The organism is Chryseobacterium limigenitum, assembly GCF_900114875.1.
GTDB classification, from domain to species: Bacteria; Bacteroidota; Bacteroidia; order Flavobacteriales; family Weeksellaceae; genus Chryseobacterium; species Chryseobacterium limigenitum.
Window position 1 is genome coordinate 38,971 of record NZ_FPKW01000002.1, and the last position, 25,933, is coordinate 64,903.

Genomic DNA, 25,933 nt, shown 5'->3' on the forward strand with positions numbered 1-25,933 from the left:
TAGATTAATTAAAAATCGGTTCATCATAAAATAATGAACTATTTGATAGATAATTAACCCAGCTTAGGCGGCTGCCAGATATCTTTTAAACGATCTGAAACATAAGGATCAGAATATTGAAACTGTAAATTTTTAGTACGATTAAAATTCAAAAAATCTAAAGGCAATAAATTTTTAGAAGAAGTGATTTCTAAAAATGGTGCGCAAGACACGCAAAAAGTGCAGCAGTCATCATTACAAGATGATTTGCTTTCTTTAGAATGATTATCTTTTGATGAAGTGTGGTGGTTTTTGCAGCAATCGTTTGATTTAGACTCTTTTTTGCAGCAAGTTTCCTGTGAAGCCTGAGCATAGAAATTATCCTTGGGAATCAAAAAAATCCCAAGGCAGAAAATGATTGTCAAAATCTGAACTAGCTTCACGAGTGCAAATTTACAAAAATTATGGCAAAGGATCTCCCACTTTTAATGAGCAGCTGTGAAAAGGCTCTCCATGAGGAGGATTCAATTTTGGTTTTTCACCAACCGCAAGAGCCTGTTGAGGCGCCGGAGTAGATTGGACTACATTGGCTGGTGTAGCTGGCGGCGCTGGTTTACTGTTTAAAGGCTGTCCAACAGGAATGTCACATCTATGCCCCGTTTCTCCGTGTGGAGGATTCATTCCTGGCGCTGTTTTAACCTGTTTCTTGTCCGGAACAACAAATTGCCCTGCCGGTAAAGTATTTGGATCGATCTGAACTGCATTTGGAACGTTATTAACAGGTGTATTTTGAGCTGTCGGTGCAGGTTTGCTATTCAAAGGCTGTCCGACAGGAATGTCGCATCTGTGACCGGGCTGTCCGTGGGCAGGATTGATTCCGGATGCTATGGCTGTTGCGTTTTGGCTGGAAATTCCGGACTGATCTAAAAGGGATGCTTGAGGTGAACTAGCAACTGCATTCGACTGAACGCTTGCCTCTTCTTCTATATATGTTGCTCTTTCGTCCTTTTTGCAGGAAATAGTAAGTATCGAGATAGCGATAAAGCCAAAAACTGTATTTTTCATAACCAATCGTATGAAACAAAATTAGCAAAACATTTTTAATTGTTTTGCTAATTTTATATTTATAATGTTATTTTGAAGTTAATCTTCTTTTTCATCGTATTGGTTCAGTATTTTTATAAATTCTTTTTTTGATATTCCATTTTTTTCTGCCGATAAAAAGAGCATAAAATTTATTATACCTCAAAGGTAATCTGAATATGATCTCTTCAATTAATGGGGCTAAAATAATAGAGGTAATTATTAGGTACCTTAATGTGTTCTGGTGATATACAGCACATCTGTGTTTACAGGAACAGCATTGCTACCCAAAAGAGCTGTTAATGATATGATAATTGCAGAGCATATTAAATCAATTAAAAAAGCATAACCATTTTGATAAAGTCCAGTTTTCTATTCTTAATATCTGTCGGGCTCTTAAAGAATCGATTATTTCGTGAATAAATTTTTTCATTGTGTGTTTATGAGTGGATAATTATTTTTTGTTTTCTTTTTCTTTCAGATCGTCTTTAAAATATGAACTGAAAACGCTTTGCATATTTGGAAATGACGGGTTCTGCCAATATTGAGTTTTGTAATTGCTATTATCTCTATCAAATCTTACATTTTGAATATCATCTTCATTACTAAACGAAATATCGGTAGGGTAAAAGTTTTTATAATCAACAACAACGCTGAAATCTTGCTCACTTTTATGCTTTATTTTTGTGAAATTTAGCTCGTTATACTCTAGAAAGTCCTTGAGCGTTTTTTTTGAGTCTTTTTCATAAGAAATATTTAATACATTTCTCATGTCAAAAATACGGAAGCCGAATAGAGCAAGCGGTTTCTTCTGGAGAAATTTATCTGTCATTTCCACTTCATCTTTGTAATCTCCTTTTAATTCTTTAGTGTCGGGATAATGTACATTGTATTTTTCTAAATTTCCAATATGTTTAATATCAGGAATTTCCATGTCGCTTTGAAAATCCCATGATGCCACCAGTTTTTCTTCTTCTTTGGGATCTATCAGTGTATAGACTCTATATTGTTCAATATTGGTGCTTTTTAGCTTTTTCGTTTTATTATCAAAAATGTATGTAACAACTCCGTCAGCGTAACAATTCAGTCTATTGTTGACCGTTACATAGGTGTTGAAGTTTCCTTTCATGTATAAGTATTTCGCGGGCTTTTTGCTGATAACAACCGCCTGGATTTCTTTTATCTGATCATTTATTTTTATGATAGCTTTATCAAAATCTGAATATGAAAGAGTGGTCACCGGAATATTGTTATAAACAATGTCATACTTTTCCTGTGGTGGATTTAAGGTTTGTTTATCTATTTTACCGTCAATATCAGACTGAGTCATAAGGTTTCCGTTTTTTCCGAAGACTGAAACTTTCGATAAAGGCTTGTTGTTTTTTTCTGAAATAAATGTGATTGACTGTGCATTGAATAGCTGTAGAGCAAGTAGAAAAAGAACCTGCAGTAATAGTAATTTTTTCATAACTGTATTTATATTTTTGAAAAAATTAGTCAGCTAAAATTTAAATTTGTTACAGTTTTGTGAAAAATTAATTAATATGATATTGAAATTTTAATTTACGAAAAAAAATATCTCCGCTTAAGCAGAGATATTTATAATATATATATGATTTTCAAATCATAATACCATGATCAATATAAAGTACTGGTTTTAATTCTTAACTAAAAGTCTGAATCCTTCTCCGTGAACGTTGATAATTTCCAATCCTTCGTCATCTTTTAATAATTTACGAAGTTTTGCGATGTAAACGTCCATACTTCTTGCGGTGAAGTAGTTTTCTTTTTTCCAGATCTTTCTTAATGCTAAGTCTCTTGGCATGAAGTCGTTTCTGTGGATACAGAGAAGTTTCAACAACTCATTTTCTTTTGGAGAAAGTTTGTATTCTTTATCGCCAACTCTCAATTGTCTCAACATAGAATCAAAGAAAATATTGCTGATCTTAAATTGCTCCTGCTCTTCATTTTCCAATGTCGAACTTCTTTGAAGAATTGCTTTGATTTTATATAAAAGTAATTCAGTATCAAACGGTTTCGTGATGTAGTCATCAGCTCCCAATTGATATCCTTTCAATATATCTTCTCTCATGTTTCTTGCTGTCAAGAAAATGATTGGTGTATTTTTATCGATTTTTTTTACGTCTTCGGCCAATGAAAATCCGTCTTTTTTAGGCATCATGACATCGAATATACAGATGTCGAATTCGTTTTCTGTAAATTCTTTTAATCCCTGTTCTCCATCTACAGCCAGCGTAACTTCAAAGTTATTAATCGTTAAATAATCCTTCAGCACTGCGCCGAAACTCTGATCGTCCTCTACTAATAATATTCTGTTGCTCATATTTTATATTTTATAATTTATAAATGATCGTTGATAAATGATCATTCAAGCAGATCGCTTATCAATAATCACTTATTATTTATTTTTTTTAACTCATTGGAAGCTTGATCGTAAATGTGCTTCCCGATTCTTTCTCAGAATCTACAATAACCTGTCCTTTATGCAGTTCTACAATTTTCTTAACGTAGGAAAGTCCCAAACCTTGTCCTTTCACATTATGAATATTTCCGGTTTCTTCTCTAAAAAATTTGTCGAAAATTTTCGTTTTATTCTGGGTTTCCATTCCCATTCCTTTATCGGAAATTTCAATGACGTAGAAATTACCTTCGTTTCTTGTTTTTACATGAATTTCAGGCGTTTCCGGAGAATATTTATTGGCATTGTCCAATAAATTCACCAGCATATTTGAAATATGAAATTCATCAATTTTAAAAATATATTTCTCTGCGTTGAACTCTTGCGTCAATGAACCGTTTCTTTGTTTTACAATTAGGTTAAATGATTCTGTAGTTCTTTTTATTAATTCTCTTACGTTGGCTTCTTTTAGGAATAGGTTTACTTCGTTTCTCTCCAGTTTAGACATGTTGAGAACATTTTCTACCTGTTTTTTCATCCTCAGATTTTCCTGTTTTATTAATTCTGAATAATATTTAACCTTATCAGGATTGGTGGCAATTTTATCATTCGCCAAAGAGTCTGTTGCTACCGAAATTGTTGCCAGAGGAGTCTTGAATTCATGCGACATATTGTTGATGAAGTCTGTTTTTACTTCCGCCAATTTTTTCTGCCTCATCATATAATTAATGGAAATAATATAAATTCCCAAAATCGTTAGTAACGAAAGGAAAGTTCCTAAAAGCATCGGCCAGTTGTTCATCGCCAAAGAATATTCTTTTTTAGGAAAAACTAAAGCCAAAGAGTATAAAGTACGTTCTTTATTGTCCGTAAAAAGAGGGTAGGTGTAAGGTGTATTGTCTTTTTTATCTTTATAATCTTTGTTGACTATGCTTGTAAGATTGTTGTTTTTATCCGTAATCCCGTACCCGAATTTTGCTGAAATTCCTCTTATTTTAAGTTCTTTTGAAATAATGGAATCAAGCACTTTATCATCAACTCTTTTGGTGATGGGTAGATTATTCCCGTAAATTTTTGCAAATTCTTTTATGGTATAATCTCCGTTTTCAATTTCATTATTGAGTTCTGAGGTAAGCTGTTGGGGTTTTGTGGTGTCTCTTTTTATTTTATAGGCCGCTTCATCGCTGTAAAGTGTTGTCCATTTTATAGAATCTCCACTTTGAGAGATTGGAAGCTGGTTTCTTTCAATAATATTTTTAGAATAAATAATCTGTCTTTGGGTACCGGAATCTTCAACCTGCTGAATAGTGGTTAAAGAAGGCTGTTTATTGTTGGCAAGAATATTATTTCGGAAGTTTTTATTATTCTCGTTCATGTATTTTTCTATCTCAATTTCGGTAACGCTTTTGGCGGTACTTTCTAAGGCAGTATATACTTTGCTCGAAAAGTCTTGCTCTAGGACATTATAATATCTTTTCAACCAATAAAATTGGAGCGTAACGAAGACGATCAGTGAGATCGTCATAAACACTGAAATTATTGGGATGAATTTATTATTCATTATTTTATTTTAAAAATTTTGGAATTATGAATGTTAAAATTAATTGTTTTAAGACTTCATAAACAAAAAACGAGCCAAAAAATTGTGTAATTTTTCTTAAAACTACGTTTTTTAACATTTTATTATAAATTTTTAAATACTTGCCATAGGAAAAGCCTTGTCAGAGAATAATATATTAAGTTTGTTAAAAATAATTACTTATGAAATCTAATATCATTTTTAACAAAGATTTTGATTCTAATACAGTTTATGTAATGAAAATTTTCGGTGCAGATGTGTCAAAAGTATGGGATTATTTTACAAAATCTGAATTATTGGATCAGTGGTGGGCTCCAAAACCATGGAAATGCGAAACAAAAGAGCAGGATTTTAAGGAAGGTGGAATTTGGCTGTACTCAATGGTTGGTCCGGAAGGAGAGAGGCATTATGCTCAGGCAAAATATGGCGAAATCATGGAGCATAGAAGTTTTGACGGAACTGATGCTTTCTGCGATGAAAATGGCAACATTAATCAAGATTTTGCACAATCAAAATGGCTTTTCGGTTTTACGGGTGTGGAAGAAGGTACAAAAGTGACTGTCAATATTCATTTTACGTCACCGGAAGCTATAAAGCAACAATTGGAAATGGGTTTTGAAGAAGGTTTCAAAATGGGTCTGAACCAGCTTGAGGAAATTCTAAAATAATTTGAACCCCAACCTTGATGGTTTAAAAAGTAAAAAGCTTGGAAAAAATTATCCAAGCTTTATTTTTATATCAATTCTTCATCCTGAAAATATTGAATAACCGCTTTTTTCATAAGCAATGATTGTTCATTGGGCTTTAATTCTGGCAGTCCTTCCAGTTTTTCAAAATGAGGCCATCCATCTTCGTAATGCGTGAATTTATAGTAACCAAAAGGCTCTAATAATCTGCAAACCGCAATATGAAGAATGTTTAATTTGTCGTCTTTCGTGTATTTTTGTTGGCCACTTCCAAGTTCCTGAAGACCAATCAGAAATAATATCGTCTCGATTGGCGGATTTTTTTCAGTCTCAAAGTTGTCCTCGAAAAATTGTTCTACTTTTTTCCAGTATTCAGCTTCGTTGATCATAATTTATAAATGATAGTTGATAAATGATAAAAGCTATGCTTTTAACATCTTTCGGTATGAAGAAATCACTTTTAAGATTTCTTCAGTTTTAATTTTTAAATCTAATAAAATTTCGTTTTGAACATAATTGAGTTCTTCTAGCATTTCAAGCCAAAATAATGTTTCGTCTGTTTCTTCTATGACGATGGATATTTTAGAAAATCTCTCTGCCTTTGATCTAGCTCTGCACATCGCCCTATAATTGGCTGCCATTGATGTAGACGAACGATATATTTGTTTTCTAATTACGGCAAAAGCTTCTTGATAAGGAAGTTTAGATAATTCCTGAATAATTGTAACAGCTAATTGCTTTGTTTTTGAAGCGAAAAGTTTGTTATAATCGACACTATCCATCATTTATCATTTATGAATTATCATTTATTTTGAGCAAGAACGCATACTCCAGTGCATCTTCTTTTAGTGATTCAAATCTTCCGCTTGCACCTCCGTGACCGGAACTCATATCGGTTTTGAATAATAAAAGATTGTTGTCTGTTTTTAACTCTCTTAATTTTGCAGTCCATTTCGCAGGCTCCCAATATTGAACCTGAGAATCATGCAGACCAGTTGTAATCAACATGTGAGGATATTCTTTCGCTTCTACATTATCGTAAGGCGAATATTCCTTCATGTATTGATAGTATTCTTTGTCGTTCGGATTACCCCATTCGTCATATTCTCCGGTCGTCAATGGAATCGTCTCATCCAACATGGTTGTCACCACATCCACAAAAGGAACCTGAGAAACAATTCCGTTGAACAGTTTAGGTTCATAATTGATAACGGCTCCAACCAATAATCCTCCGGCACTTCCACCCATCGCATATAAATGCTTGGATGAAGTATAATTTTCTTTAATTAAATACTTTCCGGCATCAATAAAATCGAAGAATGTATTTTTCTTAAACAGCATTTTTCCGTCTTCATACCATTCTCTTCCTAAATATTCTCCACCTCGGATGTGAGCGATCGCATAAATGAAACCTCTGTCTAAAATTGACAGTCTTACATTCGAGAAACTCGCGTCAACTGTGTGTCCATAACTTCCATAACCATATAAAAGTACCGGAGTGTCTGCCGATTTTTTCGTGTCTTTATGATAAACTAAAGAAATTGGAATTTTCGTTTCCCCATCTCTTGAATCTGCCCAAATTCTTTCGGAAATATAATTTTCAGCGAAAAATTTTCCTCCCAAAACTTCCTGTTGCTTCAATAATTTTGTGGTTTTGGTCTTCATGTCGTACTCATAGGTGGAGCCTGGCTGAGTTAATGAAGTGTAACCATAACGCAAAATTTCTGTATCGAATTCTAGATTGATCCCGATATAAGCTGTGTAAGTAGGATCAGAGAAAGGTAAATAATAAGATTCGTTCGTTTTCTCTTCAATGATTTTTATCTGTAAAAGACCTTCTTCTCTTTCTTCAAGAACAAGATAGTTTTTAAATATTTCAAAACCTTCCAATAAAACTTCTGCACGGTGTGGGATTACGTCTACCCAGTTTTCCATTCCGCAATTGTCGATTTTAGCCTTTACAATTTTAAAATTGATGGCGTCGTCGGCATTGGTGATAATGTAAAACTCATCTTCATAATGTTCTACAGAATATTCAAGATCGTCGATTCTTGGCTGAATGATTTTCCATTCTGCAAAAACATCATCAGCAGGAATAAAACGGTGTTCGTCTGAGATCGTACTTGAACTTGCTAAGAAAATATATTCTAATGATTTTGTCTTGAAAACATTCACATCAAAAGTATCATCCTCTTCATGGAAAATTAAAATATCTTCCGAAGGTTCTGTTCCTAATTTATGTCTGTAAACCTGAAATGCACGCAAACTGTCATCTTTTCTGATATAAAAAACATGTTCGTTATCATTCGCCCAAACAGCTTTACCTGTGGTGTTCTCTATTTTATCGGAAAGAATTTCTTCTGTTTCTAAATTCTTGAAATTGATATCGTAAATTCTTCTTCCAACATTGTCAGACGAAAAAGAAGTCAGTTTATTATTCGGACTTACCGCAACGCTTCCCACTTCGAAAAATGTTTCCCCTTCTGCGAGTACATTTACATCCAGAATGATTTCTTCTGTATTGTCTAAACTTTTATGTTTTCTGCAAAAAATAGGATATTCTTTTCCGTCTTCATAACGTACAATGTACCAATATTCGTTAAAGAAATAGGGTAGAGACTCATCGTCTTTTTTGTAGCGGGCTTTCATTTCTTCGAAAAGTTCTTCCTGAAGCTCTTCGGTATCTTTCATCATGAATTCTTGGTAAGCATTTTCTTGTTCAAGATATTTTATGACTTCGGGATTTTCTCTTTCATTGAGCCAGAAATAATTGTCAGTTCTTTTATCTCCGTGTATTTCTAGTGTTTTTTCTATTTTTTTTGCCTGTGGAGCTTCCATTCAATGTTAATTCTTGTTCAAATTTAGTTAAAAAAAAGCCATCTTTCCTTGAATTGAAAAGACGGCTGATTTATATTTTATATCAAGGGCTATTTGTGAAGAGCTTTGACGTACTTTTCAAGTGCCATTGTCATTGATGGCGTTTCTTTTGTAGGTGCCATTAAATCTACTCTTAATCCTGCTTCCTCGGCTGCTGCTAATGTTGTGTTACCGAAAACGCCAATATTAGTTTCGTCCTGTTTAAATTCAGGGAAATTTTGCTGTAAAGATTTAATTCCTTGCGGACTGAAGAAGATCAGCATGTCGTAATCTTTAATCGTAATATCAGTTAAATCACTACAGACAGTTCTGTACATGATCGCTCTTGTCCAATCTATGTTTGCCGTATCTAAAGTTTTAACGATATCAGGACTTAAAACATCTGAAGATGGCAATAGATACTTCTCAGTAGGAAATTTTTTGAAAAGAGGAGCAAGGTCAGAGAAGTTTTTCTCCCCAAAACTGATCTTTCTTTTTCTGTACACAATATGCTTTTGAAGATAGTTGGCAACTGCTTCCGACTGACAAATGTATCTCATCGTATCCGGTACGCTGAAACGCAATTCTTCTGCAAGTCTGAAATAGTGGTCAATCGCATTTTTGCTGGTGAAAATAATTCCAGTGTACTGCGTTAGATCTATTTTCTGTGTTCTAAGTTCTTTGTTGTCAACTCCTTCGACGTGGATAAAAGGACGGAAATCAATCTTTATTTTTTCCTTCTTCGCTATTTCCAAATATGGAGAAGACTCACTAGGCGCTGGTTGAGAAACCAATATAGACTTTATTCTCATCATTGACATTTATTAAAAAAATAATAGTTTCCAAAGCAACAATAAAGGTGCGATTTGGAGGGTGCAAATATACAAAAATTTATAATACCATTTTTCAGGTAAGACATTGTTCTTGTGAAATAAGTAGAAAAAAACCTTGAAAATGAATACAAAAGAAAAAAAGAACAAGTAGTATAAAAACATTTTATTTCTGTCAATAGGGAAATAGTAGTGGGTTACACATAAAATTATTAACAAAAACGACAAAACGAAATAAAATTTAGTAGAGGTAAAGTAAAAAACCAACCATTTTTTACCATCACCTATACTTTGATAGAAAATAAATCCTAAAGTCGTTTTTACGAAATAAAATAGGATAACTATAACTAAACTATACCCAAATTTGTTCAGTTGATACCCTAAAACACTCAGATCGGCTATGTATTTAGGTACAATAGGAATGTATTGTGAGATCAAAACTGCCAAAGTAAGAGCCGTCACACAGGATGTGATGATCCAGCTCGGAAGATTGTTGCTTGCATCAAAATATTTTTGAAGCAAAAAGTCTTTCAGGTTGGCGCCTCTTTCTATGATATTCATCATAAACAGGTATAAAAATATACAGCCCAACAATATAAAAATAACCCAATCGTTGTTCTCGGGTATCCTTACATGATTTATAAAATTTTGTGATAACGGCAAAGGAATGTTTTTTGCAAAATTATAGATTATTTTGTATAAAATAAAAAGGTTAAATAAACTATCTTTGCAAATTGAAATGAAAAAACTCGTCATCATCCCAACTTATAATGAAAAGGAAAATATAGAAAGTATAATTTCCGCGGTTTTTGCGTTGGAAGATGATTTTCATATTTTGGTGGTGGACGACTCGTCTCCGGACGGAACTTCCAACATTGTAAAGGATCTTCAGAAAAGATTTCCTCACACTTTACATTTGTCAATAAGACATGTGAAAGACGGTCTGGGGAAGGCTTATATTCATGGATTTAAGTGGGCTATTCAAAACAATTATGATTATATTTTTGAGATGGATGCCGATTTTTCCCATAATCCAAGTGATCTTCCTAAATTGTTTGAAGCTTGTTTAAATGCGGATATGGCGATCGGTTCACGATACTCAAAAGGAGTCAATGTGGTAAACTGGCCAATGGGAAGGGTTTTGCTTTCTTATTTCGCTTCAAAATATGTGAGATTTGTTTTAGGACTTCCGATTCATGATACAACAGCTGGTTTTGTCTGTTTTTCAAGAAAAGTTTTAGAAGAAATAGGATTGGATAACGTAAAGTTAAAAGGATACGGTTTTCAGATCGAAATGAAATTCAGAGCTTTTAAAAAAGGCTATAAAATTGTAGAAGTACCGATTATTTTTACAAACAGAATATTGGGAGAAAGCAAAATGAATGGCGGGATCATTCATGAAGCGGTTTTTGGTGTTTTAAATTTAAAATGGAAATCATTAATCAACAGATTATGAAAAAGCTGATCTTCATTTTCGTTTTGTCATGCATATTTTCATGCAGTGATTATGTAGATAAACCAAAGAATTTGGTGGATAAAGATACGATGGCTGAAATTCTTGCTGACCTGTCAATCAACGATCAGGCAACTTTCATGTATCAGAATAAAAATCTGGAGGCCGGAACAAGATATATCCTTAAGGCTCACAACATAAAATCAACAGATTTTGTTGAAAGTTTTAAATATTATGTTGTAAAAGACCAAATGAAAGGTATCGCAGACGAAGCTCAGAAAAAGCTGTTGGAAAAAGATCCAAAAGCGGATCAATATATAAAAGACAAATTAAAAAAGGATGGTAATGTGCCGTCTTTTGCAAGATAACAATGCAGAAACGTGTTCCATTAGGCGAAATATAACGGCCAATGGCGATGATTTAAAAGTATACGAATGAAATTTTTTAATATAGAAAAAACCTCTGAAGGTAAGGCAAGAGCAGGAGAGATCATGACCGATCACGGTAAGGTGCAAACGCCTATTTTTATGCCTGTAGGAACTGTTGCCAGTGTAAAAACAGTTCACCAAAGAGAATTAAAAGAAGACATTAAAGCTCAAATTATTCTGGGCAATACCTATCATTTATACCTTCGTCCCGGCATGGAAACGATGCAGAATGCGGGAGGTTTACATAAATTCATGAACTGGGATCTTCCAATTCTTACGGATTCGGGAGGTTTTCAGGTTTTTTCACTTTCTGGAAGCAGAAAAATGTCTGAAGAAGGGGTGAAATTCAAGTCTCACATCGATGGAAGTTATCATTTATTTACTCCGGAAAAATCTATGGAAATCCAAAGACAGATCGGGGCTGATATTTTTATGGCTTTTGATGAATGTGTTGCTTATCCAAGTGGATACAATCAGGTAAAGGCTTCCATGGAAATGACGCATCGTTGGTTAAAAAGATGTATCGATTGGAATGAACAAAATCCTGAATTATATGGTCATAAACAAAGATTTTTCCCGATTGTTCAAGGTTCTACTTATTCAGATTTAAGAAAAATTTCAGCAGAAGTAATTTCGGAAGCAGGCGCAGAAGGAAATGCGATCGGCGGACTTTCCGTTGGTGAGCCTGAAGATGAACTGTACAGAATTACCGATGAGGTTACCGATATTTTACCAAAAGACAAACCAAGATATTTAATGGGTGTTGGGACTCCATGGAATATTCTGGAATCCATTGGTTTAGGAATCGATATGATGGATTGTGTAATGCCTACAAGAAACGCCAGAAACGCAATGTTGTTCACTTGGCAAGGTGTTATGAACATGAAAAATGAAAAATGGAAGAACGATTTTTCGCCTTTGGATGAATTTGGGACGAGTTTTGTAGATAAAGAATATTCAAAAGCTTATGTGCGCCATTTGTTTGTTTCTAAAGAATATTTAGGGAAACAAATCGCATCAATTCATAACTTGGCATTTTATTTAGATTTGGTGAAAGTGGCGAGAGAACATATTGTTGCAGGAGATTTCTACCAATGGAAAAACTCTGTGGTGCCGATTCTTAGACAAAGACTTTAAAATATAGAGCATGCTTAAAATTATAGACCGATATATCATTAAAAAATACCTTGGGACTTTCAGTTTCATGTTGATATTGCTGTCTGTAGTGGTTTTGGTGATCGATGTTCAGCAGAAAATTCCGAGAATTGAAAATGCTAAACTTATAGATCCGAAATTAGATTTAACGTATTTTCTTATTCATTTCTATCCTTTCTGGATCATCAACTTGGTCATGACTTTTCTGTCCATTTTGGTGTTTATTTCTGTGATTTATTTCACGTCCAGAATGGCAAATAATACGGAAATTGTTGCCATTATCAGTAGTGGAGCAAGTTTTCACAGGTTTGCAAAACCATACTTAATTACGTCTCTGTTTATTGCTTCTTTGTCACTGGTAATCAATCATTTTGTGCTTCCTTGGGCAAATATTCAGAAAAATCAACTTGAAGCGTACACTTATAACGCAAGGAATAAAGAAAAAGTTTTGGGTACAGCTCCTGTTTCCGCACAATTGAGCAGAACGGAATATATTTTTGTTAATTCCTGGAATAAAGGAGAAAAAAGAGGCTCAGGCTTTGTCTTCCAAAAATTTAATAAGAATAGAAAGATGACCTATGAACTTAAAGCTTCCGATGTGCTTTGGGACAAGGTTAAAAAGCAATTTGTTTTAAGCAATTATTTCGAAAAAACAATCAATAAAGACGATACCGAAAAACTAGGAAACGGTCCTGAATTAATAAAAAGCTTCGGACACAATCCTGACGAACTTTTCCCGAATGAATTGTTGGGGCAAAATAAAACAACGCCCGAACTTCTGAAATTCATCCAAAGAGAAGCAGAAAAAGGAAATAGCAACCTGAATACTCACCTTAATGAGCTTCATCAGAGGACTTCCATGCCTGTTTCTATTGTCATTTTGACGTTTTTAGCGCTGTCTCTTTCTTCTCAAAAGAAAAGAGGAGGACTGGGGATTAACTTGGCGATAGGGATTTCCTTGGCCTTTTTGTTCGTGTTCTCATTCGAAGCCTTAAAGGTTGTTTCGGAAAATAAAAGTATGTCTCCGGCCTTGGCAATGTGGGTTCCTAATATCATCTTTTTCCCGATTGCACTGTATTTATATCTGAAAAGAGCGAATCAGTAAAGCAATTTTATTTCTTTGTGATAAAAAGATTTTAGGCCGTCATTTTCAAGATCGATCCATAATTCGCCTTTTTCATCGGCGTATTTTATAATGCCATTTTGTCGCTCTTCATTAATCTCAAAAACGGAGATCTCATCTTTTCGGAATAAATTTTCATTAAATTGTTCCAGTATTTCCTCTTCAGACGGAATGTTTTTTAATTTTTCAATTAAAAATGTGTGATAATTTAATGCAAATTCTTTTAGGTCAAATTGTATTCCAGTCTGGGTTAGGAGTGAACCGGCCTTCGAAATGTCATCAAATTCTTCCTGTAAAATATTAATGCCTGACCCGATAATATAATAATTGCTTTGGTTGATCTTTCTCTTCTCAATTAAGATGCCGACGATTTTTTTATTTTTAAGAATGATATCGTTCGGCCATTTTATTTTCACTATATTTTCAGTCAAATTGGCAAGGAAATCCCTGATGACAATTGCGGTATAATAATTGAACAAAAAATCAGAGAGTGTGGAGTTCTGAGTTTTTACCGCTAATGTATAAGCTAAATTTTTTTCAGCAGTTGAAATCCACGTATTTCCATACTGTCCGCGACCTTTTGTCTGGTTGAAAGTGTGAAGTGCAATAAAATCCGAATTATCGTAAAGTAAAAACTGAGATATTTCGTCATTAGTAGAAGGAGACTCTTTTTGATAGAATAGTTGACCCATTAAGAAAACTTTAAGACTTTAAAAGGCTAAAAGTAAGGCTAAAGTAAAAGAAAAACAATAAATTTGCAGATTATAGATATTTTAATGAATAAAACAGCAGAAAAGCAGGCACTAATAGATAAAATTGTTGAAGCCATCCAGGACGTTAAGGGTGAAGATATCATGATTTTCGATCTTTCTAAGATTGAGAACTCTGTAGCGGAAACTTTTATAATTTGTAGCGGAAACTCAAACACTCAGGTATCTGCATTAGCAGGAAGTGTTGAGAAAAAGGTGAGAAACGATCTTCAGGATAGACCTTGGCATGTGGAAGGTACCGAAAACTCTATGTGGGTTTTGGTAGATTACGTTACCGTAGTGGTGCACATTTTCCAGAAAGAAACTCGTGAATATTATGACATTGAGGAACTTTGGGGAGATGCCGCAATCACAAAAATTGAATATGAATATTAAATTTTAAAAAGTATAAATGAACAATAAAGGATTTAACTGGTTTTTTCCGATTGCGATCATAGCTCTTTTGTTATTCTTCGGCTCCAATTTTTTAGGAGGCGATAGTGCAAAATCTATTGATGAAGATGGTTTCTTCAGAGAATTGCAGACGGGGAAGGTTCAGAACATTATTATATACAAAGACACCGAAAAGGCTGATGTTTTCTTAACTAAAGCTGCAAAAGCGGCAATGGTAAGTAAAGAAGCCAAAGACAACAATCCGTTATCAGGGTTTGATATGGCTCCAAAAGCAGATTATTCTGTGAAGTATGGAGACCTTCAGCTTTTCCTTCAAAAATTTGATCAGGTAAAAGCAACAAATCCGGCGATTAAAACAACTAAAGATTATGGTGCGGGCAAAAACCCGTTCATGGATATCTTGTTTTCAGCGTTGATCTGGATCGCAATTTTAGGGTTATTCTATTTCCTTCTTTTCAGAAAGATGGGAGGTGGCGGAGGTCCTGGCGGACAAATCTTCTCTATCGGTAAGTCTAAAGCTAAACTTTTCGACGAAAAAGAAAGAATTCAGGTAACATTTAAAGATGTTGCAGGTTTGGAAGGAGCAAAAGAAGAAGTACAGGAAGTTGTTGATTTCTTGAAAAACTCTGAAAAATACACGAAATTAGGAGGTAAAATTCCTAAAGGAGTTCTATTGGTAGGGCCTCCGGGAACTGGTAAGACGTTATTGGCTAAAGCCGTTGCAGGTGAAGCTAAAGTTCCGTTCTTCTCACTTTCAGGTTCAGATTTTGTTGAAATGTTTGTAGGTGTAGGTGCTTCAAGAGTTAGAGATTTATTTGCGCAGGCAAAAGCAAAATCTCCGGCGATCATCTTTATTGATGAGATTGATGCTATCGGACGTGCAAGAGGTAAAAACAATTTCTCAGGCGGAAACGACGAAAGAGAAAATACATTAAACCAACTTCTTACAGAAATGGACGGATTTGGAACAGACGTTAACGTAATCGTTATGGCTGCAACCAACAGAGCTGATATCTTAGATAAAGCCTTGATGAGAGCAGGACGTTTTGACCGTTCTATTTATGTAGACCTTCCGGAATTACACGAAAGAAGAGAGATTTTTGATGTTCATTTGCTTAAAATTAAGCTTGATGATACGGTTGACAGAGATTTCTTGGCAAAACAAACTCCTGGATTCAGTGGGGCGGATATTGCTAACGTTTGTAACGAAGCAGCATTAATTGCAGCTAGAAACAGTCATACATCAGTTACAAAACAGGATTTCCTTGATGCTGTAGACAGAATCATCGGAGGTCTTGAAAAGAAAAACATGGCCATCAAACCTTCGGAAAAGAAGAGAGTTGCTTATCATGAAGCGGGTCACGCTACAATCTCTTGGTTGGTAGAACACGCCGCTCCATTGTTGAAAGTAACAATTGTACCGAGAGGGCGTTCTTTAGGAGCAGCTTGGTATCTTCCGGAAGAAAGACAGTTGACGACTACTGAACAGATGTTGGACGAGTTATGTGCAACGTTAGGAGGTAGAGCTGCAGAGCAGGTTATTTTCAACAATATTTCAACAGGTGCATTATCTGATTTGGAAAGTGTAACGAAAAGAGCTCAGGCTATGGTTACCGTTTACGGACTAAGCCCAAATATTGGTAACATTTCTTACTATGATAGTTCGGGGCAGTCTGAATATAATTTCGGAAAACCGTATTCTGAGGAAACAGCTAATAAAATTGATGTTGAGATTAAATCAATTATTGAAAATCAATATCAAAGAGCGGTTCAGATTCTTACTGAAAATAAAGATAAGCTTGATGCTTTGGCGAATAAGCTTCTAGAAAAAGAAGTAATATTCCGTGAAGACCTTGAGGATATTTTCGGGAAAAGAGCCTGGGATCCTGAGTTAACAGAAAGACCTGTTACAAGCACGATCGCAGCTGCAGCAAAAGAATCGAGTGAGGAAATCATTATCAAAGAGAAAGAAGAAGAAAGAGAAATTCAGGCTCCAGAAAGCCCGACTCAACTTTAAAATACTTCAAAAAACATATTACAAAAACCTGACAACACAAAATTGTCAGGTTTTTTCATATTTAAGGCTACATTTTTAGAATCTATTGTAATTAATTTTCTATTTTTGTATAAAGTTGACTAAAAATAAATTAAGTTGAGTTTATTCAAGAGAATTGTAAGCAAACTTACCAACCAACCTGAGGAAGAAGACAAACAGAGTTTGGAGAAACTAGGGGATTCGCTTAAAAATGCGGATCTCGACTATAAGTTTGCGCAATTGTTTACGCATTCCGGAGGATTTTTCAATTACTGTGCAGATGAAGCGGAAGCTCTACAGACTTTAAATCAAATCATAAAAATAGAAGGTATCAACAACATGTTTTGTTGGGATAAGGAACTTCAGAATTTTCTGAATGTTGTAAAAGCTCCTTATACTTCAGATTTTGAGCATTCTAATGATGCAGCTTTCATTACCTGTGAGTACCTTATTGCTTACGATGGCAGAATCATGCTCTCTCACAATAACATCCTGCATTACCATTCTTCAAGACTGCCAAATAAAATTATTATTATGGCAAACGTATCTCAGATCGTAAATAATCTTAATGATGCGATGGGGAAAATTAAAAGGAATGGAAATATTAAAAATCTTACTTCCATCAGCGGAAATCAGTCAAAATTAGATACTTCTTCTAATGCCAATACAAAACTGTTTTTATTGCTGCTTGAAGATTAGCATCAACTTCTAAAATTTACATCTTGGACAAAAATCTTATTCAAAGAACGCTCTCGGGAATTGTTTATGTTGCAGTTATTATTCTTTGTACGACTCCGTTGGGAGCGCAACTGATCAACAGTATTTCTCCGGATCTTGTTAAACAGCAATATTTATATTACGGTTTGATCACTTTTCTAATGATTGTAGGATCGTGGGAATGTGTGAAGATCATGAAATTTGGAAATGGATATGAAAAATGGGTAGTATTTCCTGTCATTTTGGTTATTTTTTACATGTTTTCTAAAAGATATTTCTACCACGACTTTTATTTTAATTTCAGACTGAGTGAAATATTAGCTCTTGCCCTTATTTTAATAGCTGTTATTACTTTATTTAAATATGCTAACGAATTGTACTTCGATAGCGGAAAACTAATTTTTACGGTCATTTACGTGGCTCTTCCGTTTAGTTTTGCATTAGGTTTACCAAAGTTCTCGACTTACGACAATACATTCTCTCTGGAAGTTCTTTTCTTGTTTGTTCTGATATGGAGCAGCGATACTTTTGCGTACTTAACAGGGAAATTCTTCGGAAAACATAAAATGGCTCCCAAAATCTCTCCTAAAAAAACTTGGGAAGGATATATTGGCGGAGTCGTATTAACTTTAGTTTTATCATATTTTGTAGAACATTATCAACCGGAACTTCGCGGAAACTGGATGGTTGTTGGGTTTTTAGTGGCTGCATTTGCACCATTAGGAGACTTGGTAGAAAGCCAACTGAAAAGAAATTTCGCTGTAAAAGACAGCGGAAACATCATTCCGGGGCATGGTGGTGTATTAGACAGGCTGGATAGTTTTTTAATTTGCGCGCCTGTCGTATATTTGTACTTTATTTTAGAAAAATTTATTTAATCTCATGAAATTACATAAGGAGTCAAAAGGGACGATCACTGTAGCAACGATACTATTTATTATCATTAGTGTGTTGGCTATTTATTTTCTTAAAATGTGGTCGCTACTGATCATTATGCCATTATTGCTTGTTTACAGTTTGGTATTTTGGTTCTTTAGAGTTCCGGAACGTGATATTTTGGAGCACAGAGAAAACGTTATTGCTCCGGTTGACGGAAAAGTAGTAATGATCAAAGAAGTTGAAGAAACTGAATTTATCAAAGGAAAAGCTATTCAGGTTTCTATCTTTATGTCACCTTTAAACGTACATATCTGTAGATATCCGGTTTCAGGAAAAGTAATTTATAAGAAATATCACCCGGGAAAATATCTTGTTGCCTGGCACGAGAAATCTTCTACGGAAAACGAAAGAACAACCGTTGCCGTTGAAAGTATGACGAATCATAAAGTGGTTTTCAGACAAATTGCAGGATATGTTGCAAGAAGAATCGTTTTCTATTGTAATGAAGGAGATCAGGCAAAAGCGGGGAATGAGTTCGGTTTTATCAAATTCGGTTCAAGAATGGATGTTTTCTTGCCTTTAGATACAGAAATTATCTGCAAGATCGGAGATATCACAAAAGGAGGATTGGATGTGATTGCAAGAATGAAGGAAAATTAAAATATAATTTTATATAAAAGTCAAAGGGGAAATCTTAAAGGTTTCCCCTTTTTTTGTTGTTGGACTTAAAATAATTCCTCATAACTATATTTGGTACTGAGTTTTACTACGCGTGAGTAAGATTGAGTACTTTTATTCAGATATACATTCATTGGTTTGATTAATTTTGGGGTACAAGACACAAACAATTCATAAATTCAATTTATTGCTTGAATTGAAGGGTGTTATGTTTTTGAATGATTTATTTTAAGATAAAAAAATTACATTGTTTTTATTTTCGGCATAATATTTTTCTATTAATGAATCTTTAAAATATATTATATTTGTAAATATTTATGAATTTTTTATACAAGGATGGGGTTGTATGGAATTCAGATCTTATTAAAAAAAACACTTAAATCATATTTTTATTCACAGCGATTTTGCAGAGCAGATTTTAATTTGTTTTGTTTTTTGTTGTATTTGGAAGGATATTAATATTTGTTCTAATGCTTTTTGAAAAGTACAAATAGCTACTTAAACAGTATTTAAAACACATAAAAAATAAGATGATGATTTATAAATTTTTCTTTAACATGATTAATGATGAGGCGGAAAAAATGGATGATGATTTTGAAAGTAATTATCTGAATCTTATTAATAGATATTTGCTTTTTTTATTTTTTCTATTTCTGTTTTATTCTGTTTTTATTATTATTTTTTTTGGTGACGCAATTATTTCTACGTTTCTTACTGTTACTACTTTTTTTTGGCTTTTGTTGATATTAGTAAAAGGGAAAACGAAGCGGTTTCGAAATATGCTGAAATTCAGTATTATTTTTGTTTTCGTTTTACTGACCTTCATTGTGAGTTTTTTTCATATCTATACCTCAAAAAATGCGGGGGTGGAATATTTTTATTTCTCTCTGTTGTTTGCAATACCCTTTTATTTACACTATAAAAAAGATAAGGCAACTATATTTTTTCTTGCTTTTATAATTAGTATTAATTTTATTGTCAGTCTTTATTTTGATTTTGATTTTTTGCCGAGAAGCAGGTTTTTTGAAATAGAAGATTACAAAACGGTGAAGCTTCTGAATATTTTATTTTCTGTTGCTTCTTTTCTTATGGATATTGTTTTTATTGCACAAAAAGATGAATTGATAAATGGTTTAATTAAGAATACTAAAATTAAAGATTCAACTATCGAGGATCTTGTAAAAACCAATACAGAATTGATGAAACATCAAATGTTGATCAATCATCTTAGTGAGGAAAATATTCAGGAAATATTCAGTTTGGCTGAAAATAATTCTCCGATGTTTTTTGAAAAATTTCAAATCTTTTTCCCCAATTTTATTCCGGATATATTGAAAATTAATTCTAATCTAATTCATTCAGAACTATATTTTTGTGCATTAATGAAGCTTGATTTTGATACAAAAAAAATTGCTCAATGTACAAACAACAGCATCAGAGCTGTGGAAAGTAAAAAATACAGGATTAGAAAAAAGCTAAATATTGCTTCGGAGATAAATATTAACAGCTTTCTTCTTAAAATATAAGTCGGGCTTCTGATTTTTAATACTCATGCGTAGTATTGCGAGGTAAGAAAGGCTGTAGTTTGTGATGATGTGAATACTTTTACGTTTAAATTTAGTATTCTATGAATCTTGAAAACATTCACATTGGCAGCCTGATCCAATATAAGGTTGAAGAACTCAATATTTCTATTGAAAGGATTACTGTGTTTTTAGACTGTGACGAAAAATGGGTAGGGGAAATTTATCGGCAAAAAGAAATTGATACAGATGTTTTATTGATGTGGTGTAAGCTTTTAAGGTTTGATTTTTTTAGAATTTTTACCGGACATCTTATACTTTATTCTCCTCCTTCAAAGGTTGGCAAAATGTTGAAAAAGAAAGAGAGTGCGCTCATATTTAGAAAAAATATCTACACGGAGGAGGTTAAAAAATTTATAATCGAAAAGGTAAGAACGGAACAAATGACTTTAAATGATGTTGTTTCCAGATATAAAATTCCTAAAACAACCTTGTCCAAATGGTTGAAAAAAGTATAAAATGTGCCCTGACTACAAACAGATCTATCTAGATATTCTGCAAGAAAAATATCCTGATAAACTAAAAATTCAAGTAATAAAAAATCAATTGAATTTTCTACATTCAGCTATAGATGTTATAAAAATTGACAGGCTTATTTTCGGAGAAGCTTCAAGTGCTGTTGAATTTAAAAATCAAAGACTTCGATCGTATGATGAGGAATCTATCCTGGAGATTTTGAAATATCAGCATGAAAATAAAATGACCAACACTCAGATTTCGAATCATTTTAAAATAAGCAGAAATACGATTGCGAGATGGAAAACCATTTACAAATTTTGATTTAATGCTTGAATTTATATGATGAAATCAACAGCTATTGAATTTTTTATAATATAATCTTGTTATGTAAAATATATTTTAGTCTGTAATTAAAATATGTTTTTTTCTTTTAAATATAACCTCCTGTTTTTAGAGTTATTTTAAATAATAACGTAATAACTCAACTTTTATAACCTGTTTTTAAATAATGTAAAATATTGACGTTCTGTGAGTTTTACTACGCATGAGTAGTATTGTGTATCTGGATTTTGTAATGTAAGTGTTTGCTAATGATAATTTTGCTGCAATTAATTGGTTTGGGTTAAAAATTTTAATCAATTAAGAAAATAAACATTTATAATTAAAAAAAATGATGAAGACAAAATCTACAACATTCAAAATCGGATTCCTGCTTATTGCATTGTTTCTGAATTTTGGAAAATTCTATTCACAAACCAATAATGGTGGAGTAGGTATTAATACTTCTTCTCCGAATTCAAATTCTGTTTTGGATGTAGTTTCGGGAAATAATAACAAGGGAATACTTATTCCGAGATTGACTGAGACGCAAAGAAATGCTATCGCAATCAACAAACCAAAAGATGACGGTTTAACGATTTACAATACAACGGAAGATTGTTTCAATTATTGGAGTTTTATTGATGATGAATGGAAAAGTGTTTGCGGTCAACTTGGAAAGTCTGTTTTCACCGTTGACTGTTCTGCTTCAAAAGCGATGGGAGCTTATGTGAAGGGTAAAGAACTTACAAACTCTAACTATCTGAGTATTTCTGTCAATGTAACTAAAGTTGGAAATTATACTATTTCCGGAACAACAACAAACGGATATAATTTCTATGGAACGGGTGTTTTTCTAAATACGGGAACTCAGACGGTTCAGGTTTTAGGGCAGGGAACTCCGCAAAATATCCAAACGGATACTGTAGATCTTACTGCAAACGGAATTGATGTTACTTGTACGCCGCCAATTTCTATTACGGTTTTGAGCCCTTCAGGGGTTTATACGATGAGTTGCGGAAGTGCAACAGTGAATGGAGTCTACAAAGTAGGAACGGCTCTTACGGCTTCAAATACAATTACTTTACCAGTGAATGTTTCTGCGTTGGGAAGTTATACAGTTACTACAAATACGGTTGATGGAATTTCCTTCAGTGCTTCTGGTACTTTTACAGCTACCGGAAATCAGAATATTACATTGAGCGGAACAGGAACGCCGACTTCTACAAGTGTAAAAACACTTACTATTACTTCTGATAGCCAGGGTGGAGTTTCAACAACTTGTAGCGTGAATGTTATCGTGGTAATTCCGAAGAAAACAGTATTGCACATTGGTTATGAAACAGCTTATGGATATAGTGCTTATACAGGGCCTTCAAGAAGTTTAATGGATTCTCCTACTAATTTTGGAACAACAGCTTCTAGTATTGTGAAATATGAAGGGTTTAACCATATTTCTTTAGGAAATTCGCCATCATCGGCTGCTCTTCAGACTGCCCTTAATAATAAACCGGATATTGTCATCATTGGATATAACTATACTCCAAATACTACTGATGCAGGATATATTGCAAGCTATTTAAATAAGAAAGGTGTTGTAATTGCTTTAACAGATGATACAGGTTCTGCACAGAATTTATTAAGAGGAATATACTCAGATCCTACAATTTCGGCTTCTTATGGAGGTGGCGCAGGTTCGGTTTATGCATTGTCAAATAACGATGACCCTATTTTAAATGGTCCTTTTGGAGATGTAAGAGGCAAAAACTGGGGCGAAGACGCTTCTACAACAGTAAATGTTGCTGGATTAACAAGTGGATTTGTTCCATATAGCTATGCGCAACCAATTAATAGTGCAACTGCAAGAACGGGTATTTCAGGTCTTAGAAACAGTAGCTTAAATTTTATCTGGTTTGGAGATGGCGGGTTTTTAAGTAATGAAAATGCAAATGGAAGCCAATATCCAAGTATTACTATTGAGCCTTTTGTTGCTCCAGGTTCGGGAGGTTATTTCCCTGTTCAAAAATCTACTTACGGAAGTGCGGGAAATGGATATGCAGCAGGAAGTATGCAGGTTCAGAATTCAATTTTATTCGCAAATATGATTGCTTGGGCAATTAAGCAAGCAGAATTTAGCGGAATTAATACACAATAATATAATAATTCATTTTATGGAAAGCTCGGGTGCGACGAAGTCGCGCCCGAGCCTTTTATTTAATATAAGTTTTAACTTCCTGAATCAAACTCAAAATCAATTCTACAGGTAGATCCTTTTCCATCTCAATCAAAAGGATTTTAAACTTCTTTCTGCCTTCCTGAATCAATTCTGGATGTTCAATTCTGTCACCATGATAAAAGCTTACATAATGCTTCTTATGCTTTTTGCTGTAATATAAATAGCACAGCATTTTCTTTTTATATTTAAAAAATGGAAGCCCGAAACTCAAGGGTTCAGTAATATTTTCTTTATCGGATTCTAATATCTTTTGCCTTAAAAAAAGAAGAGTACTTCTTTCAGGCTCTTTAATTCTGTAGAAGTACTCTTGTATCGGGTTCATTTTAAATAAAAATTTAAAAAGATTTAATCAAAATTCTGAAGCTCAACAAGTTTGTTATAAACTCCTCTTTTTGCAATAAGTTCGTGGTGGGTTCCCTGTTCTACGATATCGCCTTTTTCCATTACAACGATCCAGTCTGCTTTTTGGATGGTTGAAAGTCTGTGTGCGATAACTAAGGATGTTCTGTTTTCCATCATTTTTTCAAGGGCATCCTGTACAAATTTTTCAGATTCAGTATCCAAAGCTGAAGTTGCTTCATCCAGAATCATAATTGGAGGATTTTTAAGAACCGCTCTCGCGATAGAAACCCTTTGTTTTTGACCTCCGGAAAGTTTGCCTCCATCATCTCCGATATTGGTATCATAACCATTAGGAAGCTGAGTGATGAAGATGTCTGCATTAGCAATCTTAGCAGCATTAATTACTTCTTCTTTCGTGGCATCAGGCTTACCCATCAAAATGTTATTGTAAACCGTATCATTAAATAATACCGATTCCTGAGTTACCATTCCTAAAAGTTCTCTGAATTCTTTTAATTTTAAATGTTTGATATTCACTCCGTCAATTAAAATTTCGCCTTCAGAAACATCATAGAATCTTGCTAGTAAGTTGGCAATGGTTGTTTTTCCGCTACCACTTTGTCCTACAAGAGCTACAGTTTTACCCTTTGGAATTGTAATTGAGAAATTTTTAAGAATTACATTGTCTTTATCATAGTAAAATCCAATGTTGTTAAATTCGATGTTATTATTTAGTGTTGAAATTGAAACAGGATTTGCAACTTCATCAATTTTTACGTCTGCATCCAGGATTTCCAATACTCTCATCAAAGAAGCTTCTCCTTTCTGAATGTTAGAAATTGAGCTTGATAAACTTTTCGCAGGAGGTAATATCTGGAAGAACATTCCTAAAAATACCAAGAAATCGGCAGGTGAAATGCTTTGTTCAACAATAATCTGCTTTCCTCCGTACCAAGCGATGATCAAAAATGTAATTGATCCCAGAAATTCGCTCATTGGAGATGCCAATTCTTTCTTTCTACCCAGACTTATCGAGCTGGAAAGCCATCTGTTCATGGATTGCATAAATCTGTTATCCATTATTTTATCAGCATTAAAAATCTTGATCACTTTTGATGATTTCAGAGTTTCATCTACGATAGAAAATAATGTTCCCAATTCATGCTGAGCTTCGTGAGAATCTTTTTTAAGACTTTTCCCGATCAAAGCGATCATGGTTCCCATTACAGGTAAAACCAATAATGAAAATAGGGTCATTTGAGGGCTTAAAATGAATAAAGTAACCAATGTACTGATCAGCATAAACGGAGCATTAATAAGCTCAACTAAACTTCCTAAAATGTTACCTTCAACTTCCCCTACATCATTCGACATACGGGACATCATATCTCCCTTTCGGCTATCCGTAAAAAATGAAACAGGTAAAGACAATATTTTGCGATACATAGCACCGCGAAGGTCTTTTGTGACCCCTACACGATAATTAATCAATAAAAATGAACCTAAATATCGGAATACATTTCTCAATAAAAATGTAAAAGCTGTAATAATACACAACCCTGCAAGTACTTTCAACGAGCCATAATCTGTAACCAAGCTTTGTACATAATAGTTGGAATAATTCTTTATATAAGAGAAGAAATCAAGAAATTCTCCTGAGTAAACAGGTGGTGATTTGTATTCCTCTGGCTTTATGGTTCCGAAAAGCATTCCTAAAACCGGTAAAATAGTTCCTAAGGATGCAATCTGGAATAAAGAATACATTAGATTAAAAAATAAACTTCCGTAAATGTATTTTTGGTGCGGCCTCGCGAACTTTAGTATTTTTTTATATTCGTTCATTCAATGAAAAATTGGATAGCAAAATTAATTAAAATATAATGATAAGACGTTCTAAATCCTATTTTACTTTAATTAATATGTCCCAATAGA

27 protein-coding genes are annotated in these 25,933 nt (G+C 33.8%); 14 read left to right on the top strand and 13 right to left on the bottom strand.

Annotated elements, in window-relative coordinates; all coding sequences use genetic code 11:
* Nucleotides 1–53 precede the first annotated feature (53 nt).
* The 5 genes from BT156_RS02870 to BT156_RS02890 form a co-directional block, all read right to left on the bottom strand.
* Nucleotides 54–422 carry a hypothetical protein gene (locus BT156_RS02870; protein ID WP_072407061.1) on the bottom strand — a complete coding sequence of 123 codons (369 nt, stop codon included), beginning with the start codon at nt 420–422 and terminating at the stop codon, nt 54–56.
* A gap of 19 nt (nt 423–441) precedes the next feature.
* Entirely contained in the window at nt 442–1,044 is a 603-nt protein-coding gene (locus BT156_RS02875) for a hypothetical protein (RefSeq protein ID WP_072407063.1), read from the bottom strand.
* 472 nt (nt 1,045–1,516) lie between these two features.
* Nucleotides 1,517–2,530, bottom strand: coding sequence for a hypothetical protein (locus BT156_RS02880; RefSeq protein WP_072407066.1), 1,014 nt, complete (start codon nt 2,528–2,530; stop codon nt 1,517–1,519).
* Between the two features lie 189 nt (nt 2,531–2,719).
* Entirely contained in the window at nt 2,720–3,406 is a 687-nt protein-coding gene (locus BT156_RS02885; protein WP_066753598.1) for a response regulator transcription factor, read from the bottom strand.
* Between the two features lie 88 nt (nt 3,407–3,494).
* Complete coding sequence (locus tag BT156_RS02890) at nt 3,495–5,042, bottom strand: sensor histidine kinase (RefSeq protein WP_072407068.1); 1,548 nt, start codon at nt 5,040–5,042, stop codon at nt 3,495–3,497.
* A gap of 200 nt (nt 5,043–5,242) precedes the next feature.
* Here BT156_RS02890 and BT156_RS02895 point away from each other — a divergent pair, with 200 nt between their 5' ends.
* Nucleotides 5,243–5,728 carry an SRPBCC family protein gene (locus BT156_RS02895; protein ID WP_072407070.1) on the top strand — a complete coding sequence of 162 codons (486 nt, stop codon included), beginning with the start codon at nt 5,243–5,245 and terminating at the stop codon, nt 5,726–5,728.
* 65 nt (nt 5,729–5,793) lie between these two features.
* Here BT156_RS02895 and BT156_RS02900 read toward each other — a convergent pair whose 3' ends face one another.
* From BT156_RS02900 to BT156_RS02920, 5 genes are all read right to left on the bottom strand, one after another.
* Nucleotides 5,794–6,135: a hypothetical protein gene (locus BT156_RS02900; protein WP_072407073.1), complete on the bottom strand. Its 342-nt coding sequence runs from the start codon at nt 6,133–6,135 to the stop codon at nt 5,794–5,796.
* 33 nt (nt 6,136–6,168) lie between these two features.
* A complete protein-coding gene (locus BT156_RS02905) occupies nt 6,169–6,531 on the bottom strand; it encodes a four helix bundle protein (protein WP_228429960.1) in 363 nt (120 codons plus the stop codon).
* 7 nt (nt 6,532–6,538) lie between these two features.
* Nucleotides 6,539–8,584 carry a S9 family peptidase gene (locus tag BT156_RS02910; RefSeq protein ID WP_072407075.1) on the bottom strand — a complete coding sequence of 682 codons (2,046 nt, stop codon included), beginning with the start codon at nt 8,582–8,584 and terminating at the stop codon, nt 6,539–6,541.
* An 89-nt stretch (nt 8,585–8,673) separates the two neighbouring features.
* On the bottom strand, nt 8,674–9,414 hold the full coding sequence (locus BT156_RS02915; protein WP_072407728.1) for a uroporphyrinogen-III synthase: 741 nt from the start codon (nt 9,412–9,414) through the stop codon (nt 8,674–8,676).
* A 12-nt stretch (nt 9,415–9,426) separates the two neighbouring features.
* Complete coding sequence (locus tag BT156_RS02920; protein WP_262484296.1) at nt 9,427–9,996, bottom strand: DUF4271 domain-containing protein; 570 nt, start codon at nt 9,994–9,996, stop codon at nt 9,427–9,429.
* A gap of 175 nt (nt 9,997–10,171) precedes the next feature.
* On the opposite strand from BT156_RS02920, the gene BT156_RS02925 reads away from it, so the two are divergent.
* The 4 genes from BT156_RS02925 (at nt 10,172) to BT156_RS02940 (ending at nt 13,573) form a co-directional block, all read left to right on the top strand.
* Complete coding sequence (locus BT156_RS02925) at nt 10,172–10,888, top strand: polyprenol monophosphomannose synthase (RefSeq protein ID WP_072407077.1); 717 nt, start codon at nt 10,172–10,174, stop codon at nt 10,886–10,888.
* A complete protein-coding gene (locus tag BT156_RS02930) occupies nt 10,885–11,253 on the top strand; it encodes a DUF4296 domain-containing protein (protein ID WP_072407732.1) in 369 nt (122 codons plus the stop codon). The genes BT156_RS02925 and BT156_RS02930 overlap by 4 nt, the downstream gene beginning before the upstream one ends.
* Nucleotides 11,254–11,319: 66 nt before the next feature.
* Nucleotides 11,320–12,450 (top strand): tRNA guanosine(34) transglycosylase Tgt, encoded by a 1,131-nt coding sequence (gene tgt / locus BT156_RS02935; protein WP_072407079.1) that lies wholly within the window; start codon nt 11,320–11,322, stop codon nt 12,448–12,450.
* A 10-nt stretch (nt 12,451–12,460) separates the two neighbouring features.
* Nucleotides 12,461–13,573: an LptF/LptG family permease gene (locus BT156_RS02940; protein ID WP_072407080.1), complete on the top strand. Its 1,113-nt coding sequence runs from the start codon at nt 12,461–12,463 to the stop codon at nt 13,571–13,573.
* Here the strand turns inward: BT156_RS02940 and BT156_RS02945 are convergent.
* Complete coding sequence (locus BT156_RS02945; RefSeq protein WP_072407081.1) at nt 13,567–14,283, bottom strand: biotin--[acetyl-CoA-carboxylase] ligase; 717 nt, start codon at nt 14,281–14,283, stop codon at nt 13,567–13,569. The genes BT156_RS02940 and BT156_RS02945 overlap by 7 nt on opposite strands.
* An 84-nt stretch (nt 14,284–14,367) precedes the next feature.
* Here BT156_RS02945 and rsfS point away from each other — a divergent pair, with 84 nt between their 5' ends.
* The 9 genes from rsfS to BT156_RS02990 all read left to right on the top strand — a co-directional run bounded on the left by rsfS (nt 14,368) and on the right by BT156_RS02990 (nt 23,578).
* Complete coding sequence (gene rsfS, locus BT156_RS02950) at nt 14,368–14,736, top strand: ribosome silencing factor (RefSeq protein WP_066753570.1); 369 nt, start codon at nt 14,368–14,370, stop codon at nt 14,734–14,736.
* Nucleotides 14,737–14,752: 16 nt separating this feature from the next.
* Nucleotides 14,753–16,771 (top strand): ATP-dependent zinc metalloprotease FtsH, encoded by a 2,019-nt coding sequence (gene ftsH / locus BT156_RS02955; RefSeq protein ID WP_072407083.1) that lies wholly within the window; start codon nt 14,753–14,755, stop codon nt 16,769–16,771.
* Between the two features lie 135 nt (nt 16,772–16,906).
* Nucleotides 16,907–17,488, top strand: coding sequence for an LUD domain-containing protein (locus BT156_RS02960; RefSeq protein ID WP_072407085.1), 582 nt, complete (start codon nt 16,907–16,909; stop codon nt 17,486–17,488).
* Between the two features lie 23 nt (nt 17,489–17,511).
* Nucleotides 17,512–18,384, top strand: coding sequence for a phosphatidate cytidylyltransferase (locus BT156_RS02965; RefSeq protein ID WP_072407087.1), 873 nt, complete (start codon nt 17,512–17,514; stop codon nt 18,382–18,384).
* 4 nt (nt 18,385–18,388) lie between these two features.
* A complete protein-coding gene (locus BT156_RS02970; RefSeq protein ID WP_072407089.1) occupies nt 18,389–19,045 on the top strand; it encodes a phosphatidylserine decarboxylase family protein in 657 nt (218 codons plus the stop codon).
* 797 nt (nt 19,046–19,842) lie between these two features.
* The gene (locus BT156_RS02975; RefSeq protein ID WP_228429962.1) at nt 19,843–20,589 is read left to right on the top strand and encodes a helix-turn-helix transcriptional regulator; all 747 of its coding nucleotides are present in this window, start codon (nt 19,843–19,845) and stop codon (nt 20,587–20,589) included.
* 101 nt (nt 20,590–20,690) lie between these two features.
* The gene (locus tag BT156_RS02980; protein WP_072407091.1) at nt 20,691–21,104 is read left to right on the top strand and encodes a transposase; all 414 of its coding nucleotides are present in this window, start codon (nt 20,691–20,693) and stop codon (nt 21,102–21,104) included.
* Nucleotide 21,105: 1 nt separating this feature from the next.
* Nucleotides 21,106–21,426 carry a helix-turn-helix domain-containing protein gene (locus tag BT156_RS02985; RefSeq protein ID WP_072407093.1) on the top strand — a complete coding sequence of 107 codons (321 nt, stop codon included), beginning with the start codon at nt 21,106–21,108 and terminating at the stop codon, nt 21,424–21,426.
* Between the two features lie 349 nt (nt 21,427–21,775).
* Nucleotides 21,776–23,578, top strand: a complete 1,803-nt coding sequence (locus BT156_RS02990) for a hypothetical protein (protein ID WP_072407095.1) — start codon at nt 21,776–21,778, stop codon at nt 23,576–23,578.
* A 55-nt stretch (nt 23,579–23,633) separates the two neighbouring features.
* On the opposite strand, the gene BT156_RS02995 is transcribed toward BT156_RS02990, so the two are convergent.
* Together BT156_RS02995 and BT156_RS03000 are read right to left on the bottom strand one after the other, a co-directional pair.
* Entirely contained in the window at nt 23,634–23,981 is a 348-nt protein-coding gene (locus tag BT156_RS02995) for a DUF1801 domain-containing protein (protein ID WP_072407097.1), read from the bottom strand.
* 23 nt (nt 23,982–24,004) lie between these two features.
* Nucleotides 24,005–25,843, bottom strand: a complete 1,839-nt coding sequence (locus BT156_RS03000) for an ABC transporter ATP-binding protein (protein ID WP_072407099.1) — start codon at nt 25,841–25,843, stop codon at nt 24,005–24,007.
* Between the last annotated feature and the right edge of the window lie 90 nt (nt 25,844–25,933).